This window comes from Pseudomonas sp. H1_D04 (assembly GCF_054683855.1).
This window is the reverse complement of the sequence record NZ_CP162826.1, coordinates 2,291,828-2,312,115: the sequence shown is the minus strand read 5'-3', so window position 1 is coordinate 2,312,115 and position 20,288 is coordinate 2,291,828. Positions and strand designations below refer to the sequence as shown.

The 20,288-nt window shown below is 62.7% G+C and carries 15 protein-coding genes; 4 read left to right on the top strand and 11 right to left on the bottom strand.

The window, feature by feature from the left end:
• Positions 1–82: 82 nt before the first annotated feature.
• The 11 genes from AB4N82_RS10490 to tagH are packed head-to-tail and all read right to left on the bottom strand — an operon-like array spanning position 83 to position 16,071.
• Positions 83–1,795, bottom strand: coding sequence for a formylglycine-generating enzyme family protein (locus AB4N82_RS10490; protein ID WP_122763975.1), 1,713 nt, complete (start codon positions 1,793–1,795; stop codon positions 83–85).
• Entirely contained in the window at positions 1,788–2,972 is a 1,185-nt protein-coding gene (locus AB4N82_RS10485; protein WP_122681910.1) for an ABC transporter permease family protein, read from the bottom strand. Before AB4N82_RS10485 ends, AB4N82_RS10490 begins: the two co-directional genes overlap by 8 nt.
• Positions 2,972–3,676, bottom strand: coding sequence for an ABC transporter ATP-binding protein (locus tag AB4N82_RS10480; RefSeq protein ID WP_032884425.1), 705 nt, complete (start codon positions 3,674–3,676; stop codon positions 2,972–2,974). The genes AB4N82_RS10485 and AB4N82_RS10480 overlap by 1 nt, the downstream gene beginning before the upstream one ends.
• Positions 3,676–6,660 carry a serine/threonine-protein kinase gene (locus AB4N82_RS10475; protein ID WP_460104884.1) on the bottom strand — a complete coding sequence of 995 codons (2,985 nt, stop codon included), beginning with the start codon at positions 6,658–6,660 and terminating at the stop codon, positions 3,676–3,678. Before AB4N82_RS10475 ends, AB4N82_RS10480 begins: the two co-directional genes overlap by 1 nt.
• Complete coding sequence (locus AB4N82_RS10470; protein ID WP_122763976.1) at positions 6,657–7,376, bottom strand: PP2C family protein-serine/threonine phosphatase; 720 nt, start codon at positions 7,374–7,376, stop codon at positions 6,657–6,659. The genes AB4N82_RS10475 and AB4N82_RS10470 overlap by 4 nt, the downstream gene beginning before the upstream one ends.
• Positions 7,377–8,030 carry a type VI secretion system-associated protein TagF gene (gene tagF, locus AB4N82_RS10465; protein ID WP_032884429.1) on the bottom strand — a complete coding sequence of 218 codons (654 nt, stop codon included), beginning with the start codon at positions 8,028–8,030 and terminating at the stop codon, positions 7,377–7,379.
• Positions 8,027–11,527: a type VI secretion system membrane subunit TssM gene (gene tssM / locus AB4N82_RS10460; RefSeq protein WP_122763977.1), complete on the bottom strand. Its 3,501-nt coding sequence runs from the start codon at positions 11,525–11,527 to the stop codon at positions 8,027–8,029. The genes tagF and tssM overlap by 4 nt, the downstream gene beginning before the upstream one ends.
• On the bottom strand, positions 11,524–12,813 hold the full coding sequence (locus AB4N82_RS10455; RefSeq protein WP_032884432.1) for a DotU family type VI secretion system protein: 1,290 nt from the start codon (positions 12,811–12,813) through the stop codon (positions 11,524–11,526). Before AB4N82_RS10455 ends, tssM begins: the two co-directional genes overlap by 4 nt.
• 6 nt (positions 12,814–12,819) lie before the next feature.
• Complete coding sequence (gene tssK / locus AB4N82_RS10450; RefSeq protein WP_095185217.1) at positions 12,820–14,154, bottom strand: type VI secretion system baseplate subunit TssK; 1,335 nt, start codon at positions 14,152–14,154, stop codon at positions 12,820–12,822.
• An 18-nt stretch (positions 14,155–14,172) separates the two neighbouring features.
• Positions 14,173–14,682 (bottom strand): type VI secretion system lipoprotein TssJ, encoded by a 510-nt coding sequence (tssJ, locus tag AB4N82_RS10445; RefSeq protein WP_122681905.1) that lies wholly within the window; start codon positions 14,680–14,682, stop codon positions 14,173–14,175.
• 57 nt (positions 14,683–14,739) lie between these two features.
• Entirely contained in the window at positions 14,740–16,071 is a 1,332-nt protein-coding gene (gene tagH / locus AB4N82_RS10440) for a type VI secretion system-associated FHA domain protein TagH (protein ID WP_122763978.1), read from the bottom strand.
• 394 nt (positions 16,072–16,465) lie between these two features.
• On the opposite strand from tagH, the gene tssA reads away from it, so the two are divergent.
• The 4 genes from tssA to AB4N82_RS10420 all read left to right on the top strand — a co-directional run bounded on the left by tssA (position 16,466) and on the right by AB4N82_RS10420 (position 20,205).
• On the top strand, positions 16,466–17,485 hold the full coding sequence (gene tssA, locus AB4N82_RS10435; protein ID WP_122763979.1) for a type VI secretion system protein TssA: 1,020 nt from the start codon (positions 16,466–16,468) through the stop codon (positions 17,483–17,485).
• A gap of 54 nt (positions 17,486–17,539) precedes the next feature.
• Entirely contained in the window at positions 17,540–18,046 is a 507-nt protein-coding gene (gene tssB, locus AB4N82_RS10430; protein ID WP_010207547.1) for a type VI secretion system contractile sheath small subunit, read from the top strand.
• Between the two features lie 2 nt (positions 18,047–18,048).
• A complete protein-coding gene (tssC, locus tag AB4N82_RS10425) occupies positions 18,049–19,545 on the top strand; it encodes a type VI secretion system contractile sheath large subunit (RefSeq protein WP_032884437.1) in 1,497 nt (498 codons plus the stop codon).
• 171 nt (positions 19,546–19,716) lie between these two features.
• Positions 19,717–20,205, top strand: coding sequence for an Hcp family type VI secretion system effector (locus AB4N82_RS10420; RefSeq protein WP_017735732.1), 489 nt, complete (start codon positions 19,717–19,719; stop codon positions 20,203–20,205).
• Positions 20,206–20,288 lie beyond the last annotated feature (83 nt).

The following is a 20,288-nucleotide window of genomic DNA, read 5'->3' as shown; positions in this document are numbered from 1 at the left end:
GTTGTGTTCTCTTCTAAGTTTGACTTGCCCAGCGCGGCAACTGCCGCCTGAGTCCCTTCCAAGCTCGCTATACAGCCAACGATCAAGACCGCTGACCGCTCGCTGCGAGCAATTCCTTCAAGATCGTCGCCGGGTCAGCCCGCTGTTGTTTGCGGTAGTTGCCGACATGGCGGACGAACAGTGTCGCGCGCGTCACCAGGCTCTTGCCGAGCACTGGCTTGCGATCCAACTCCTCCTTGATCCTTTGAAACTGCGCCTGGATCACCGCATCCGTGTAGCGCGTGCCCGTCGCCAAGTTATCGATGTAAATCGCGACCGCGCCGTCGAGGGCGCTACGGCCGTTGGCAATGGCCATATCAAACAGCTTCGCGCTGGCCTCATCCTTATTGTCCAGAGACTGTTGGCGACTCTTCTGCAGGTTGGCCAGGCGGATGTTGTAGTTGCTGATGGTCTCAGCCACCAATGCAGCCGACTGAATCAGGTTGCCCGCCGCTTCTTCGCGTTGCTGGGCGATCAGCGAGACGTTGCGCTTGAGCTCTTCGTTGACCAGCCCCAATTCGGCTTGCAGCTTGGGGTCGACGCTGGCGGCGATGATGCTGTCCAGGCGTTTGGTCGGGTCTTGGGCGTCATCGATGGCGTCGGTCAGCGCGGCCAGGCGCCCTTCCTTTTGCCACTGCGCAAACAACTCCTTGTAACGTGAACGCGGGGCCGACAACGCACCAATCGCCACGCGGAAACCGGTGGTTTCATTGCTTTGCTCGGTGCCGTCGGCGGCGAAAAGCGGGTATTCGCGGCGCATGCCGGTGAACAGCGTGCCCTCGCCTTCCAGATAGTTGCCGCCCTTGACCACAAAGCCGCCGTAAGTGCCCTGGCGTCGACCGGCATGGACCAATTGGAAAGACTCCTGGACCATTTCCGCCGCGTTGCCGATCACGTCGAACATGCCAATTGGGTTGGGTAATTTGGTGCCAATGGGCATCAGGCGCGCCGCCTGGCCAGTACCGCCGGCAACTTGGTTGAACACGGCGTAATCACCCAGAGGGCCATCGCTTTCGCTGCCTTCAGTGCGACGAGGAAACAGACGCCCCTCCAGATCCTGACGGCTCACCGCCTGGCCACCGCGTGCGGCAAACTCCCACTCCACTTCAGTGGGCAAGCGCACAAAGCCAACGCCGCCGTCTTCCGCCGACGAACCGCGCCCGCTCACCGGTAGCAAGTCGCGGTGGTACTTCATCAGCCAGGCGCTGTACACCGCAGAGAACCGCTCGGCCTCAAACCGCGACAGTTTCACCTTGGGCAAACGCCCGGCCATACCGGTCGGCGCATCGCAGGCCGGCGCCGGCTCGCCACTGGCCAGGGACTGCGCCTGGGCCATCACTTGGGCGTATTGGCGAGCGGTCACTTCGTACTTGCCGATGAAGTACAGCATCGGCTTGAGTGGGGTCTTGGCGTCTGTCTTCGGCATCAACGGCGCGATGACTTTGTTCCAGTCCTTCGGCAAATCCTTGAGGGTGAACTGGCCGTTGATAAAGTCGCGGCGGTAGCCGGAAATAAACGACTGCTGGTAACCGGCCTCGCCTTCGGCGAAGGGGTAGCCGAGGCTGATTTCGCGGTCATCCAGCGTGCCTTGGGCCAGCACGTAGGCGTAGCGGAACACCATGTTGCCCTCGCATGGCAGCGGCAGGCTCACGTCATCCGGCAACGGTTTGGGGTTGTCCAGTTTATCGCTTGCTTCATCGGCCCAGGCCATCGAGGCCAGGCTCAGCGCCACGACGGCGCCCAGTAACTTATACATCTCTGATTCCTTCAGAAGCCTGGATACGCGCCACTCGCCAGCCACCGCACGCCGCCGCCACGGCGCTGACGCCGAGGACTGCAACCAGGGCCAGGCCGTAATGACGCGCCAGCAGATGACTGGCGTACTCGCCCGGCACTTGCGCAAATAATTTGTTCAACGCTGCTTCGGCCAAGCCATACAGCCCGGCGCTGAGCAAGGCCGCAAACCCTGCGCTATACAGCGCCTGCACCACTACAAACAACAACAACCCGCCGGTGGAAAACCCCAACAGGCGCAGCACTGACAATTCCCGTCGCTTGCGCGCCACGGCGGCCAAGGCCCCAGCGAAGATCGCCGCAAACGCCCCCGCCAACGCCAGCCCGGCGATAACCCAGAATACGATCGACAGGTTGCGGCTCAACGACTGCACCTGGGCGATGGTGTTCGCCTGGGTCGATACCAACACGTTCTGCCCAGCGAAATACACCCGCAAGGTTTCTACATCAGTGAGATTGCGCGCGTACAGGCGAAACGCCGGGTACACCCGCTGCTCACCCACCGCCACCTCTTCGCCCGTCCATCCCAACGCCGTGACGGCGCGACCATCGCGGTAATCTTCCGCCGCTTCCAGCAGGGCCAGATCGGCGAACAAAGCGTCCCGCGCGAAGGCTTCCAGCGGCAGTACCGCAACCACCTGTACCTTTGTGCGCTGCTCCTCGACACGTCCTGCTACCTGGCGGGCAAAGCGGGTTTCCAATAGATCCCCAGGCCGCGCTGCAAGCTTCTCGGCAGCGGTGTGGCTCAGCACGATCTGGTTCAGGCCATGCGGCAGCACCAGCGCACCCAACAACGGATCACCTGGCGCTGTCGGCAGCATCTCCAACGTCAGCGCGCCCACCTGCGCCGTCGCCGCAATCTGCCGCGTACGCGGTATGGCAAACGCCACATCGGGGCGCTGGGCAAGCTGCTCAATCAATGCGCTGCTGAATCGACCACCGCCCAACGGAATAATTTCACGGGTGGCGGGGTCGGTCTGTAAACGTTCGGTCAAACTGCTAACCAGTCCAAATTTCAGGCCGAATAACACCAGCAACGGCGCGATCACCGCCACCAATGCCAGCACCGAACAGGCCGACAGCCACGCGTCGTTGCGGTAATCCTGCCAGGCCAGGGAAGCGATCAAGGGGATGCGCATCAGCACGCCTCCCCAAGGGTGGCAGTGACGCCACCGTCGGCATCGCGACGGCAACTGATACGCCGAATCTGCAAGCCACTGGCACGGGCCAGAGGTTCGTCATGGGTGGCGATCACACAGGCGGCGCGGTGCTCATGGGCCTGGGCCAACAGGGCGTGCATCACGCGCTCGGCATTCAACGGGTCAAGGGACGCGGTCGGCTCATCCGCCAGCACCAGTTGCGGTGCATGGGCCAGGGCTCGGGCGCAGCTCACGCGCTGGCGCTGGCCCACCGACAGCGCCGAGGGTTTCTTCGCCAACTGGTCACTGATTTCCAACTGCTCGGCCAGGCGCGCCACACTGCCATCGTCTTTCAAGCCCAGCAGTTGCCGGGACAGGGCGATGTTGCCGCGCACATCGAGAAAGCCAAGCAGGCCACCGGTTTGCAGCACGTAGCCCAAGTGCTGGCTGCGCAACTGCGCCAGCCGCGATTGCTGATCCGCACGCCACAGACTGCCAATGTCGATCGCATTAAATTCGAAGTGCCCCACCTGATCCGGCGCCAGGACCAACGCCAGCAAATCCAGCAAGGTGCTCTTGCCGCAACCGCTGGGCCCAACGATCGCCACTTGCTCACCCGCGCGCAGCGCCAGCGCCGGGATCACCAGGCTATAGCGCTGGCTACCGACGCCCCGGCTCTTGTGCACCGCGCTCAGGGTCAGCATTACGGCAGCGTCGACAACGGCACGCGGTACAACGCATCGCCCGGCTCGGCATCGCCGAAACGGACCCAGTTGGCCACGTCGTTATGGAAGGTTTCGTAGAGGCGGATTTTCGAATCCAGCTCGTCAATAAAGTCTTCCTGCTCGGCCACGCTCAACGACAACCACAAGTCCTGGGTCATGTTCAGCGACTTGCTGCGGTACGGCAGGCCTTCCAGGTATTCGCCGAGAATGCCGCCATCGGCCAAGTTGCCGCCCTTGCGCAGGGCTTGCGGGTCGCGACTCATGTAGGCAGATGCGCTGGCGATTTCCTGGAAGAAATCCTTGGGTGACGTCTGGGTCTTGCGCGCCGCGTCGACGATCAGTTTCAGCGACTGCTGCAAATCGTTGAGCTGCAACTTGGTCAGCATCACGCACACCTGGAACGCCGGCAGCGCCGGGTTGGTCAGGTCGCGATCGGCAGTCCAGGCGCTAACCAGCTGCGGCGCCTGGCTCGCGGTTTTGCGGCCGAGGAAGTCCATGTGCATGGCGTAACCAACGGCGGCAGATTTATCCGCCAAGGTCGGTGCCGAACTGAGCAGCGGGACCGGTTGCGGCGTGTTGCTGCGCACTTGATGCACCAGGTTGGCGAATACGCTGCCGATCTCATCGACACGCTCACCCAACTTGCGCACATCACCACCGGGCACCGGTGTGTACAAGTCGCCGATCTGCGGGTTGGCGTCGGCGGTGAGTATGCGGTACTGGCTCTCGGCGCCAGCGTGGGTTTTCTTGCCGGCGTCGGTGCGCAGGTGCAGAGCGTAAATCTTGATCTGCTTGCCCAGCGCGGCCTGGCGCACTTCGGCTTCGTTCATCTGGGTGGCGGCGAACGGGTCGTTCTTGCGCAGCGCCCCAGCATCGGTGACCAGCAGAATGATGCGCCCGCCATAACCGGACCAGTCCATGCCGTCCACAGCCTGCATCACCCCGGCAAACGCGTCTTCGTTGAACGAATGGCTGGAAACGCTGGACGCTTTGACTTGCCGCGCCATGTCGAGGAAGCGTTGTGGATCACGCCCCTGGTCGAGGCTGATCAGGGTTTTGGCCACGTATTCCAGGCCAGGGGTTTTCTTGATGCTGCTGCGAAAACCGACCATACCGAAGCTGACGCTATCGAGTTCGCCGCGTTCGGCGATGCGGGTTTGCAGCTCATGAACCACGTCACGGATCTGGTCGATATACGGCTGCATCGACACGGTGGTATCCACTACCAGCACCACCGCAGTGCGGAAGGCATCGGCATTGGCGTTGATCACCGGCATGGCGGGCTTGGCCACGGCGCTGCTGCCGGGGTCGATGGAAGCGACATTGAGCAACTGCACCGGCTGACCGTTTTCGTCGAAGCTCTCTTTGGAGTCAAAGATCGGCAACAGGTAAAACTGGTTCTGCGGCACGGCGCTGGCCGTCGGTTCCAGGGCAAGGATTTGCCCGTTGTCTTCGCTGTTTTTCTGCGCTTTGGCCAGCGCGCTCTTGGCGGCGGCCGGGTCGGCGAGCAGCTTTTCCACTTCCCCCGATTGCCGCAGGAACATCACCGGCGCACGGCCCGAGCGCTCGGTGAACTTGAGCACCAGGCTTTGTTTCCAGTCGCTGACTTGCGAGGCCGGCAACCAACCGTCGCTGCGCCCATCGGTGGCGGTGCCGACGCGTACCCACGGTTGACCCTCAATGTCTTTGCGTTGGTACACGTAAAGCACCGAGAACGCCGGCAGCGCCTTGCCAGCCGCGCTGCCTGCCTCATCCGAAAGCTTCGCGCCCGGCTTGCTGAGGACGCGCTGGAACAGGGTTTTCTTGCCCGCCATCAACAGCGGACGTTGACCGCCATCCGCCTCAACCACTGCCGCTGCGGGTGTTGCTGGGGGTGTTGCTGGAGGTGTTGCTGCGGGGACTACGGCGGCCGGTGGTTTGGCCGGTTCATCATCGCCACTCAGCCACCAATAGGAAGCGCCGCCAATCGCCAGGGCAACCGCCACAGCCACCGCTGCCAGCGCCAACACAGGCCCGCGACGCTGCTCGCTGTGCTGCGTCGGCGGCACCACCGGTTGGCGCACTGGCTCGGGTTTGGCTGTCGGGATTTCGATGGACTCCGGCGTGATACCCGCCAGGTCAAAACTCACCGGGATCGGCAGTGGTCGCACCAGCGTGGCTTCCGGCGAATCCGCCGGCAGTTGGTCCAGCGCCAGCAGCAACGCCGCTGCATCCGGGAACCGCTCGGCCGGATCCTTGGCCAACAACTTACGCAACACGCCCTGATAACGACCGTGGTGCACCGGCAATTCCGGCAACGGTTCGGTCAGGTGCGCCAGCGCGGTGGAGAGCGCGTCGGTGCCGCTATACGGCAGCTTGCCGACGAGAATTTCATAGAGCACCACGCCCAACGCATACAGGTCGGCGCGCCCGTCAATCTCCTGGCCCCGCGCCTGTTCCGGGCTCATGTAGCTCGGCGTACCAACGGCGAAACCGGCCTGAGTGAACTGGGTGCGGTCGTCCAGGGACTTGGCGATGCCAAAGTCCGAGAGCACCGCCGTACCGTCAGCGCGGAACAGGATGTTCGCCGGCTTGACGTCCCGGTGTACCAATCCTTGAGCGTGGGCATACCCCAGCGCCGAAGCGATCTGGCGGATCAATGTCACGCCCTGCTCCGGCGTCATACCCGCGGCGATACGCTCCTTGAGCGTACCGTTGGGCAGGAACTCCATGGCCATGTAATACAGCTCACCGACATTGCCGATGTCATGGATGGTCACCGTATGCGGGTGCGACAGGCGCGCCAGGGTCTTGCCCTCGCGCAGGAAGCGCTCGCAAAAGCTCGGGTCGGCTGCCAATGCCGCCGCCATCACCTTCAATGCCACCTTGCGCTCCAGCGAGCGCTGGGTCGCCAGGTACACGCTGGCCATGGCGCCTTCGCCGATCTCGCCTTCGATGTCGTAGCCAGGAATCACAATGTTCATGCCGATACCTTCACAACGATGGCGGTGATGTTGTCCGGCGCGCCGCGATTGAGCCCCAGGTGCACCAGGCTGCGCACGATTTCATCCGGCGCGTCGTGGCTGAGCACTTCGCGAATTTCATGGTCTTCGACGGTCTTGTTCAGGCCATCGCTGCACAGCAGGTAGCTGTCGCCGGGGGCGATCAACAGGTCGACCACCGCCACTTCAAGCTGGGCTTCCACGCCAATGGCGCGAGTGACGATATTGGCGCGCGGATGCACGCGGGCGTCGGCTTCGCTGAGCAGGCCGCTGTCTTGCAGGTCTTGCACGTAGCTGTGGTCGCGGGAAATACCTTCGAGCACGCCATCGCGCAGGCGGTACAGGCGACTGTCACCAGCCCACAGGCATACACCGCGCAAGCCACGCGTGGCGAGTACGACCACGGTGCTGCCCATCATGGTCACGCCACGATGGGCGGTTTCTTCGCGCACGGCGGCGTTGATGCGGATCAGGTCATTGCGCAGGGCCGCCGAGTATTCGTCCAGGGAGCGGCCCAACGGCACACTGCGCAGGCTGTCGACGATCAGGCTGCTGACATAGTCCCCTGCCGCATGCCCGCCCATGCCATCGGCCACCACCCACAGGCGGTTTTCCGGCAGGTCCAGGCACGCGTCTTCGTTAACTTGGCGCACCATGCCCACATGGCTTTTGCTCGCGGATTTGTACGTCGCCCCCATCTACACCACACCTTCTTGTCCGAGCAAAAACTGAGCAAAATCACCGGCGGCAGGTAAGCCCTGACACCGTAATAAACCAGGGGAAATACGTTCCGAGCCTCGGCCCCACCACAGACTTGCGCCTTCGCAGGCCTGTTCGGCGAGCGCGGTCATGCGCCCATGGGGCACGGTGGCGGACACCCTTTGCAGGCCCGCGAAACGGCTATCGACCGCGCGCGGCTCACTGGCTGGAAAACCGAGGGTATCGAGGCCATCGTTGAAGCTTTCAAAGGTCGCGCCGGTGTCCAACGTGCTGAGCAGCAGCTCTTCGGCATGCTCGAACCACGTGTCCGGCCCGCCTACCAGTGAGGCGGGATTGGTGTCGTGATCAAGCAAGGCCACCACCGCCAACGGAAAATAGCGCCCGACCCGATCAATACTCGGCATCACCACACCCGCCGCCGCATCTGGCCCGCACACGCCCGGCGCCAGTACAAAACGCCAAAGCGGACTGACCAGGTAAACGTTGAGCCAATCACCGCCCAGGCTGGTCTGGCTGGCCAGCAAGCCCGCGGCCAGCCAACTGTCCCACGGACCGACAAAACTCTGGGGCAAGGCGCGGCTGACAAAATCCCCGCGACTGGCCAACTTGCCGTAGAAACCCAGGGTCGTCATAGCCGCTCCGGCAGGCTGAAGCCACTGAGCACGCGGCTCTTGAACGGGTTGAAAGCACTGTTGGCGCGCAACTCGTAGGCGATGCTCGCGCCGTCGACCCGCAGCCGCAGATTGAAGCGGTCCGGCGAGTTGCCAGCGGTGAGGTCCGATTGCTCCAACAGGCGGAACCACGCCCATGGGCCGTCAAGTGTCACGCCCGAACGGCCGCTGGCCGATGGCGGCATGATGGAAATGCGCACCACGCCAATGCTGCCGGGGTTCGGCCATTGCATCGCCACCGGGCGGCTTGGACCGTGGTCGTAGCTCAGTTGCTGGCCGTCGAGGTCGAGCAGGAACTGGGTGATGGTCGGGTCCATCGACACCGGTTTGAGTTCGAAACGGACGATGGGCTGCGTGCCCCCGGAGCGGAAAAACGCATCGCGGATTGTCGCGGCGCGCTGGAAGGTTTGCAGCACACCCGGCGCGATCCCCAGCTTCTGCGCCGCGCCCGGCTGCCAGCGCCAAGTCTGCGCAGACGTGTCCACATACGGCTGCAGGTATTTACGGAAGTAGTTATCCATCACCCCGCCCACACCAAAGAACTGCCCGAAGTCATCCAGCGTGGCGTCCCGCGCACTGCCCGGCGACATCGGATAACGCCCTGCCAGGGAATGGCGATACACGTTGACCACTTCGCTGACCCATGCCGCGTTCAGTTGGTTACGCACCCCGCCCATCATGCTGTTGGTGGTGGAGTTGACCACCGACTTGACCATGCCCTGCACCAGCGGCGGCTGGCGTTCGGCGTTCAGGCTGACCCGCGTGGCAGCAGCGGCCGCCTGGTTCTTCGCCTCACCGAGCAACGCGTCGCCACTGGCACCGACCATGGCGCTGACCTGCACATACAGCGCGTTCATGTCCGACAACAAGCCATCAATAGCGGCTGGCTCGCCTTCATTTTTACTGACGATGCTGTTGAGTTCGGCAAAGTGCGCGGTGACTGGATCATCCGCTGCCGCCGGCGCATTGGCCGTCGGTTGCTCCTGGCCGAGCAGGCTGCCGAGGCGCTCCTTGAGCTTGTCGACGCCGCCTTCCACCGGCACGCCTTTGGCGGCCAATTGGCGCTCTTCAGTTTGCAGATCGGTTTCCTTGGCCACCGCCACCAGCAGCTTTTTCAGCGGTGAAGTCGGCCCGGAAATAACCCGCAGGACATCGGCCGCCTGAGCCACGCTGGTGATCGGCACAAAGTCGATGTCGGCGAGCAAGGCATCCCACTGGCGCTGGTAGTCCTGGAAGTACAGGCGACGCACATCGGCGGCGAGGCTGACCACGTTCTGCTGATCGGCCTGCTCGCGGCCCAACACCCACTGCTCTTCAGCCAAGGTGCCGGTCTGGTTCAGGCTGCTCAGCAGGAATGCCTGGCGATAGCCCTTGGCGGTGAAAAAACCACTCAACGGCTCGCCCAACGGCTTGCCGCTTTTACGGCTGAACACCAGCGCGGCATCGCGGCCGGCGGCTTCGTTGATACGGAAGTCCGGGATGCCTTCAGGCAGTTTCTGGCGTTTGACCCGGTCGTAGACGCGCTGGGCCACTGGCAGCTGTTGCAACTGGCGACGCAGGTCATCAATCAAGCGCGGATCGAGGCGTGCGCTCGGAGGGTGACGATCAAACAGCGCCTGCAAGTGCCCGGTCAGCGCCTGGCGCTGATCGGCCGGCAGGTCGCGCGGCAGGTTGCGGTCCCAATCGAGGGCGATCCAGGCCTTGATGAAGTCCGGGTCGTAATGCTCGCTGTCGGCGAGCATCAGGTAGGCCTTGAGGCCTTCGTAGAGGAAATCGGAATTGCCACCGCCGTGCAGCTGCTCCTCGATGCGCGTCACCAAGCGTGGCGCGAACACCGCGATCAACAACTTGCGGTACACGCTGGCTGATTCGGCTTCGAGCATGTCGCCCTGATACAAGCCAAGACCTTCGGACCAGCTCGGCGAGTCGCCCGCGAGGTTCTTCACCGCGTTGAGCAACGGCAGTACGGCGAGGACTTCACGCTGCGCCGGGCTTAGGTTCTGCACGGTCTGGCCCAACGGCGCGACCTTTTGGTCGACCTGGGCGATATACGCCTGGTTGGCGCGATAACTCACCCACCACAGGCCGCTGACCACCACCACCAACGCCACGGTGGCCGCCAGCACGCCGCGCGCAATCCACTTGCGCCGCCGCTCGACCTTCGGGTTCACCCCCACCAAGCCACGCTCGGCAAACGCCACCGCGGTGAAGAGTTTTTCGATGAAGTAACTGCGCCCGGTGCCGCTCTGCCGTGCCAGGTGCTGGCGGTCCAGGTTCATGCTCTGGGCCATGGCGCCGATCAGGCGGTCAATCGGGCTGCCTTCTTGGGTACCGCTGGTGAAATACACACCGCGCAGCAACACGCGCTCTTCAAAGGCGTTGGGTTTGAACACGCCTTCGAGGAAGCTTTGCAGGCAATCCTTCAACGCGCCGAACTGCTGCGGGAAGCCGTAGATCAGGTCGCGCCGCGCCGGGTCGCGTTCCTGTTGCAGACGCTCAACCAAACGCTCATTGAGGCGTTGCTCCAGACCCGCGAATTCACTTTGCAAATGGGCCAGCGGGCTGTCGCTGTTTTTACCGTCGTCCAGGGCAAAGGTCATGCCCCACACCTGGGCGCGCTCTTCCTTGCTCAGGTTGTCGAAGTACTCCATGAAACCCGGCACCAGGTCGAGCTTGGTCAGCATCAGGTAGATCGGGAAACGCACGCCCAATTGGGTGTACAGCTCCTGGATGCGCAGGCGAATCGCGGCCGCATGGGCAGCGCGCTCGGCATCAGTGCCGAGCAGCAAATCCGAGAGGCTGATGGCGATAAACGCGCCGTCGATAGGGCGGCGTGAACGCTGCTTTTTCAGCAGGTCAAGGAAGCCCAGCCACGCGGCTTTATCCACCGTGGAGTTGCTGTCCTGAGTGGTGTAGCGGCCAGCGGTGTCGAGCAATACTGCTTGATCGGTGAACCACCAATCGCAGTTGCGCGTACCGCCGACGCCACGCACCGCACCGGCGCCCAACTGCGCAGCCAACGGGAAGTGCAAACCGGAATTGACCAGCGCGGTGGTCTTGCCCGAACCCGGCGGGCCGATGATCACGTACCACGGCAGCTCATAGAGATTGCGGCGCTCGTCACCGCCGAGCTTGGCTTTTTTCAGCAGCGCCAGGGCTTCGTCCATGCGCTGGCGCAGGGTGGTGAGCTCTTCGGCAGTGGCCACGCTGTTGGGGTCGGCCGGGGTTTCGGCAGCCAGGCTGCGCATCACTTCGGCCGCTTGGCGCCGCGCCTGGATGATGCGGAACACGCGGTAGGCGATCCACACCGCGAACACCAGGATAATCAGCGCCCAACGGCGCCCTTCCGGCATCAGCACGTCGAGCAACGGCCCGACAAACCAGATGATCAGGCTCAAGGCAATCAGGCCCAGCAGCGGGATCACCCAGCGAATCATAAAACTGAAAAACGCCTTCACTCGACGCCCTCCGCCAATACGGTGATTTCAACCCGACGATTGCGGGCGCGGCCTTCGGCTGTGCTGTTGGTGGCCAACGGCTCGGTGTCGCTTCTGCCCTCGGCACTGAAGCGATCCGCTTGGCCAGTCTTGGCCGCGAGGATTTCCAGCACCGACTTGGCCCGTGCTTCGGACAGCGCCCAGTTGGACGGGAAGCGCAGCGTGGCAATCGGACGATTGTCGCTGTGGCCGGTCACGCGCACCTGGCCCTTCACTTTGCGAATGGCATCGGCGATGCGCAGCATCAGCGGCTGGTAGTCATCGACAATGCTGGAGCTGGCCGATGCGAACAGTTCATCGCCACGAATGGTGACCACGGAACGGTCGACTTTATCTTCAACGGCAACGCGACCGGCCTTGATGTCTTCAGCCAGGAACCCCGCCAAACGCGGCCGCTCGATGACTTTGGGCTGCGCCACCGGACGGTCGATGGCCTGCACCGGGATCTCGCCCAGGGCATGGATATTCTTGAACACCGGCTCCGCCTGCGACGCCAGGAGCATGCGCAAGGTGAACAGCAACGCCAACAACAGCGCCACGCCAATGGCTACGGCGATCCACGGCGGCATGAATTGCGCCAGGCGATCACGGGCCACGGTCACCCCACGCCAGTGCGGCGACAGCTCGCGCTCATGCTCGCCACGAGCACTGCGAATCGCCGCAGCGGTGCGCTCGCGCAGGGCTTCCAACTGGCTGCGACCGTCGTTCATCACGCGGTAGCGGCCTTCGAAACCCAGGCACATGCACAGGTACAACAGCTCCAGCAGGTACAGACGTTCCCGTGGGCTTTGCAGGCAGTGGTCGAGCAACTGGAAGACTTTTTCGCCGCCCCAGGCTTCGTTGTGCACAGTGATCAGCAGGCTTTGCTTACCCCAATCGCTGGTGCTGCCCCACGGCGTGCTCAATACGGCTTCATCCAGGGCGGTACACAGCGCATAACGGGCCAGCAGCACTTCGTTGCGCGCCACGCCGGCGGCTTCGGCGCGCTCTTCGAACTGACGCAGGTAGGCCAGCAACTGCGCACGCAGGCTGGCTGGCGCGGGGTGGGCGATGGTGTTGCGCAGGCGCGTCAGCAAAGCCAGCAGCGGGCCGGCGGCGCTTTCCAGCGGGTTGAGGCCCTGGCTTTTGCCGGTGAGCATCGGTGCTGCCGGCATCGACAGCGGAGCCGGCTCTGCGCGCACAGGTTCAGGCGCGCGGCCACCTGGGCGGGGCATGAACTGGGTGCGGTCGTCATCATTGGGATGCATCGCGGATTATCCTCGGATCGCCCAGAAGGCCAAGTTCAAGCCCGGGAACTGCCCGGCGATATGGAAGGCAAAGCCGCCGGAGTTGCTTAGTTGCTGCCAATGCTCACTGCCCCGGTCCAGCTCGTAATAAGTGCTGCCCGCGTGGTACGGCAGTTGGCGCGGCGCCACCGGCAACGGCACCAGGCCAATGCCCGGCAGTTGCAGGTTGACCATGTCGCGGATGTGCTCCACCGCGCCGACCTTGCTCTGCTGGCCGAAGCGGCCGCGCAGGGTTTCGCCAGGCACATCGGCACGCACCACCAGGATGAAACTGGCGTTGTCGAGCAGGGTTTTGTCGGCGAGCATCGCCACGTGGATGCCGTAGGCTTTCTCGACAATCGGGATCGGTGTGGCTTTGCTATCGATCAACATCGACAGCGCTTCACGCAGAGCCGCCATCACCGGGGCGTAGCTCAGGGCCAAGTCATCGTGCTGGTACTGCGGGTATTCCTGGGGACGACGACCCGAGGTGGAAAAGGTCGAGAACTCACCGGCGAGGCTCACCAGTTCGCTGAAGAAGCGCTCCGGATGCAGTGGGCTCAACTGGCTGAAATGCTGGATAAGCGGCTGGGCGCGGTTGACCAATTGCAGCAGCATGAAGTCAGCAATCTCCGACGCACCACCGGCGCCCGAGGCGACCACGCGGCCGGCCAGGGCTTCGCCGCGCTGGTGCAACAGGCCCAGCAGTTCGCTGCGAAACGCGGTCAGCGGCTTGCTCGCGGCCACGTCCAGTACCGGAGGGATGTAGGTGTCGTCGAGCACCAGGGCGCGGTCTGCACGTTTTTCCTTGATACGCACCAGGCCGATGGCGGCGTAATCGCTGATGCCATCCTGGGCAGTGAGCAGGCGCAGGGCACGGGAACCCACGGCCACAGGCGCGCGGTTTTCAAACGGGGCGTTGTCGTCGCGCACTTCGCGCACCTGGCTCACGTAACGTGCGGCTTCCAGCGCTTCACCTTCGTCAACCGTGTCCCGCGCACCCGCGCGTTTGAGCGGCAAGGCCAGGTAGACCAGGCCATCGCGCAGGTTGTCGTCGATGTTCAGCGGGCTTGGTGCCAGGTCGTCCTGGGGGATATTGAATGGCGTGCCGTCGGGCAAAAGGCCACGCGCCGAGACGATGGCCAGCTTGCCCTGGGCCAGCAGGCCCTGGTCGATCAGCAACTCGGAAAAGCCCCAGGCACCAGCGGCCAACGGGCGGCTGCGGGCGTCGATCAGGTTTTCCAGGTAACGGTCATGCTGCTGAAAGTGCTGCGTTCCGATGAACATGCCTTCCGACCAGACCACGCGATTGTTCCAGGACATGGGGGCTCCGATTGCTTGTTATTGGGCAGGGCTGGATGGGGAAACCACGACGTCGGCGCGCACGGCACGCACATCGAGGCTGATCTGGTATTCGGTGTACTGGCGCGCCGGCACGTTGATCACCGTGCGCCATTGCGCGCGGTCCAACTCGCGGTAACCCACCAGCAAGCCGATCTGGCGCGTGGACGGGTCGAGATCGCGCTGGATACTCAGTTGTTGGCCGGGCTGGACCATCACTTCGTCTTGGTCCAGCAGGTCCAGGCCGAGGGTGGATTGGGCGCGGTCCGCCAGGGCGAAGTAGTCGGAGCGGCCGAAGGTGGCGGCGTTTTTCAGCTCGAAAATGCGCACCCTAACCGGCGCGGCCTGGCCGTTGGGGCCGGGGTTAAGCCCGGAAATCGCGTGGAAGTGCAACTCGACCGCAGCGGTATCCGCTTGCTCCTCGGCCGCCGCTTCGGGTTTGACGGCGTCATTGGCACACGCCGTCAGCAGCAGCGCGGTGGCGACTGCGAGTAAAAACCTGGGAATCATCCTGCGTCCTCAATGACGTACTTAGCTATCCGTTGATCCATTGCTGCGGCGCGGCGATTAGCGACGCTGTCGTGCGCTGTGTTCTTCGTAGGCTCGGCTGAATTCGCGGCCGAACAGGTCCTGGAAGTCTTCCTGGGCCTCGCGGGAAATATTGCTGTAGAGCTCGGTGAACTGCTGCCAGTACTGGGCCTGGCGCGAGCCGTTGAAAATGCTCGATAGCCCGCCGGGCTTGCCCATGCGTTCCTCCAGCTGGCCCGGTTCGAAGCGCGTGAGCAGGTGTTTGATTGCGGCTTCCACCCCGGCCATCACGGCCAACTGATGGGCACGCAAGTCGTCGAAACTGTCCCGCACGGCAAGGTCCGGCGCCATAAACGCTTGGTTTCCATGACGAAGCAAAAGCAGTAACGCTTCCTCGGCATTCGGGGCAAATTTCAACGGATTGTTTTCAGCAGGCTGGATCATCGTCTGCTGCATGCGGAATTCGCCCTTGAGGCTGGCGCGTGCGCGCAACACGTCGATCAAGCCTTCGACCATCAGCCGGTAGCTGCGGCCGATGCTTTCCATCTGGGCTTCTGCTTGGGCTTTGTCCAGACGCAACTGGTCGAGGCCAGCGCCGCGCAGGAAGGCTTGCAAGAGGTCGGGTTGTTGGCTGTCGGCCACGGGGAGCATAGGCTCGACCACGGGTGGCGGCGGGATGATCGGCGCGCTTGGAGGTGGGGGTGGCGGCGCGCTGACCAACGGCGCTGGCGCGTCGCCGAACAAGTCCCAGTCTTCAGGAATCACCGAGCCCGACACTGGGGGCGCTTCGACCACCGGTACAGCCACAGGTGTCGGCGGACGGAAGTCGTGTTGTTCGCAGGGCACGTGGTCCGGCACGGTCGGCGGCGGCACGGCGGTGGGGCTGAGGAAGTCGAACAGGTCCGGCAAGGTGTCCATCGACGAGGCGCCCTGAAACTGCGGCGCAATTACTGGGGTCGCCAGCGGAGCGTTCACCACGGCCCCCATCAGTGCTTCAAAGCTGTTCGGCGATTCACCGGCAAACGGCTGGCTATCGGCGACCTGAACGTTGAAGTCGATACGCGCTTGAATCTCGTAATCGCCGATGCGGATCAGCTCGCCATTTTGCAGCAGCTCGCTATTACCCCGGCGCATGCGAACACCGGCGTTAACCAACTCCACACCGTTTGTGCTGTTATCGGTTAAATAATAACGGCCATCTTTGTATTGAATTACGCAATGTTGTGAAGACACCAGCCGCTCAGGATCAGGCAATACCCAGTCATTATCCGAACTGCGGCCGATCGCCATCGAGCCCTGGTTCATGGACTTTTCGGCGCACTGCCCTGGGGTAATCTTGTGATAACTAGTGATAGTCAAACACAGCGACATCTTGCCTCCTTGCTGATACTTCGCGCGCGAGCGATTCACGGGACAGAGAATCCCGCGAGTTCCCCATCAGATCGTGCCTCCGACCGTCTACAACCGGCCGATGCCAGCATGATCGCTGATCTTAACTGGGCTCTATGACAAAAATCCTGTCCCGGTGCGCCGTTCGACCCACCAGTCGCGCAGGTTGTTAAGCACCGCACATCTGTCACAGAGGGCGAATAGCTTACCTTGACAAGCCCTAACTACTACACCAAAAATGCACAACTTCTTGAACACCAATGATGGCACATTAGTAGCATCGTGCTTATATGACCAAGAAAACATGCAAAGTTCCTCGCGCAACTAATGCATGAATTGCCCGCCATATAACGGGCTGATAGGGAGATCAATTTCAGTGGATGTGCCGTTGCTGCTCACCGCCGTTTCCGCGACTTCGCCTTGTGGCGAAGACATGGAATATGACGCGCAATTTCTCCAACTGGAGCGTGATGCCAAGGGCCAGCCTGAGCGCAGCATGGGTGATTCCATCTTGCCCGCCGAGCCGCCGGACTGGCGCAGCATCCAGCAGCAGAGCCTCGACCTGCTGCAGCGCAGCAAAGACCTGCGCATCACCCATTTCCTCCTGCAAAGTTCCCTCGCCCTCCAGGGTGTGGCCGGGCTGGCCGACGTCCTGAAACTCATCGACGCCCTGTTGCGCGAATACTGGTCCGACCTGCACCCGCGCCTGGATGCCGACGACGACAACGACCCGACCGTGCGCATCAACGCCCTGTCTGGCCTGACCAGTGACGCGACCATTCGCCTGCTGCGCGAAAGCATCCTCACGCGCTCGCGCACCTTCGGCCCCGTGAGCCTGCGCGCCGCGCTGAATGCCAGCGGCCTGATGAATTTCCCCGACGAACAGCTCGGCGCCCAGCAACTGAACGCCGCATTCCTCGACAGCGACCCCGAACACCTGCAAGCCACCCGCGACGCCTTGAGCGCCGCGCGTGCGGCTTGCGAAGCCATCGAGCAGCAGGTCAGCGACCAGGTCGGTTCAGCCCAAGGCGTGGACCTGACCCTCTTGAAGCAACCGCTCAAGCAGGCGCTGCAAGTGCTTAATCAAGCGGTTCCAGACACCCAAGGCAGCAGCGAACCCGAGGCCGTCAGTGACGACAATGCCCCCTCGGTCGAGTACGCCGCTGGCCCTGCGGCACCGCGCCCGGCCGGCGATATCGCCAGCCGCGATGATGTACTGCGCAGCCTGGACAAGATCCTTGCGTACTACACCCGTCACGAGCCTTCGAGCCCGCTGCCGGTGCTGTTGAACCGAGCGAAGAATCTGGTGCACGCCGACTTTGCCGCGATCGTGCGCAATCTGATTCCCGATGGCATGTCCCAATTTGAAAACCTGCGTGGGCCGGACGGCGAGTAAGCCGTCCGACTGCGCAGTAACAACACCGTCGCTCAAGCGACCAGGAGCAGCAACGTGGCGAAGCAAAGTTCTCAGAAATTCATCGCGCGCAACCGCGCGCCTCGGGTGCAGATCGAGTACGACGTCGAGCTCTACGGCGCCGAGAAAAAGGTCCAGCTGCCCTTCGTGATGGGTGTGATGGCCGACCTCGCCGGCAAACCTGCCGAGCCTCTGGCGCCAGTGGCTGATCGCAAGTTCCTTGAAGTGGACGTCGACAACTTCGACTCGCGCCTCAAGGCCATGCAGCCGCGCGTAGCGTTCCACGTACCGAACGAATTGACCGGCGAAGGCAACCTGAGCCTGGATATCACGTTCGAAAGCATGGACGACTTCAGCCCGGCCGCCGTGGCGCGCAAAGTCGACTCGCTGAACCAGTTGCTCGAAGCCCGCACCCAGCTGGCCAACCTGCTGACCTACATGGACGGCAAGACCGGCGCTGAAGAAATCATCATGAAGGCAATCAAGGACCCGGCACTGCTTCAGGCACTTGCCAGCGCGCCTAAGCCTGCAGGGGACCAATAATCATGACTGACAATACCGCCCGCGAAGGCAGCCAGATCCTGGGTGCCACCGAAGAAGCCAGCGAGTTCGCCAACCTGCTGCTGCAAGAGTTCAAACCCAAGACCGAGCGTGCCCGCGAAGCCGTGGAAACCGCTGTGCGTACATTGGCCGAACAGGCTCTGGCGCAAACAGACCTGGTGTCCAACGACGCGATCAAGTCGATCGAATCGATCATCGCCGCCATCGACGCCAAGCTCACCGCCCAGGTCAATCAGATCATCCACCATCAGGACTTCCAGCAGCTGGAAAGCGCCTGGCGTGGCTTGCACTACCTGGTCAACAACACCGAGAGCGATGAGCAGCTCAAGATCCGCGTGCTCAACATCTCCAAGCCGGACCTGCACAAGACCCTGAAGAAATTCAAGGGCACCGCGTGGGACCAGAGCCCGATCTTCAAGAAAATGTACGAAGAAGAATACGGCCAGTTCGGCGGCGAACCGTATGGTTGCCTGGTCGGCGACTACTACTTCGATCAGTCGCCTCCGGACGTCGAGTTGCTGGGCGAGCTGTCGAAAGTCTGCGCGGCCATGCACTCCCCGTTCATCGCTGCGGCCTCGCCGACCGTGATGGGCATGGGCTCGTGGCAGGAACTGTCGAACCCGCGCGACCTGACCAAGATCTTCACCACCCCGGAATACGCCGGCTGGCGCTCGCTGCGTGAATCGGAAGATTCGCGCTACATCGGCCTGACCATGCCGCGCTTCCTGGCGCGTCTGCCTTATGGCGCCAAGACCGACCCGGTGGAAGCTTTCGCCTTCGAAGAAAATACCGACGGCGCCGACAGCTCCAAGTACACCTGGGCCAACGCCGCATACGCGATGGCGGTGAACATCAACCGTTCGTTCAAACACTACGGCTGGTGCTCGCGCATCCGTGGCGTGGAGTCCGGTGGTGAAGTGGAAAACCTGCCGGCCCACACGTTCCCTACCGATGACGGTGGTGTGGACATGAAGTGCCCGACCGAAATCGCCATCAGCGACCGCCGTGAAGCGGAGCTTGCGAAGAACGGTTTCATGCCGCTGCTGCACAAGAAAAACACCGACTTCGCCGCGTTCATCGGCGCCCAGTCGTTGCAGAAACCGGCCGAATACGACGACCCGGACGCCACCGCCAACGCCAACCTGGCCGCGCGCCTGCCGTACCTGTTCGCCACCTGCCGTTTCGCGCATTACTTGAAGTGCATCGTGCGCGACAAAATCGGTTCCTTCAAAGAGAAGGACGAGATGCAGCGCTGGTTGCAGGACTGGATCCTCAACTACGTCGACGGTGACCCGGCGCACTCCACCGAAACCACCAAGGCCCAGCACCCACTGGCTGCCGCCGAAGTGATCGTGGAAGACGTCGAAGGCAACCCGGGGTACTACAACTCCAAGTTCTACCTGCGTCCGCACTACCAGCTCGAAGGGCTGACCGTGTCGCTGCGCCTGGTATCGAAACTGCCTTCGGCGAAAAGCGCCTAACCCACGGATGAGCTGGCTCTTCTGTGGGAGGGGGCTTGCCCCCGATAGCATCACTGGGGTGTGACTGACACACCGAGGTGCCTGCATCGGGGGCAAGCCCCCTCCCACACAAAGGCACTGCGCATTTGGAGTTACTCAAATTCAGTGGCAAGCGCCACACAGGGAGAAAACATGGCTGTTGATATTTTCATCAAGATCGGCGACATCAAGGGCGAGTCCATGGACAAGGCCCACAAGGACGAAATCGACGTACTGAACTGGAGCTGGGGCATGGCCCAGTCCGGCAACATGCACGTGGGCGGTGGTGGTGGTGCAGGCAAGGTGAATATCCAGGACCTGTCGCTGACCAAGTACGTCGACAAAGCTTCGCCGAACCTGATGATGCACTGCGCCAGCGGCAAGCACATCGACAAGGTCAAGCTGACTGTGCGCAAGGCCGGTGGTGAAAGCCAGGTCGAGTACATGGTGATCAACCTGGAAGAAGTGCTGGTCACGTCCCTGAGCACCGGCGGTTCGGGCTCCGATGATCGCCTGACCGAGAACGTCACCCTGAACTTCGCCCAAGTGATGGTTGACTACCAGCCGCAGAAAGCCGACGGCACCAAAGACGGCGGTGCAATCAAGTTTGGCTGGAACATCCGTTCCAACACCAAGCGCTGATAGCCCTGGTGGCCGTGGTCTCATGCCACGGTCACTAGCCCTGCCCCTCAGAACACCCGTCCCTCTCACAACCCGTCCGTGGA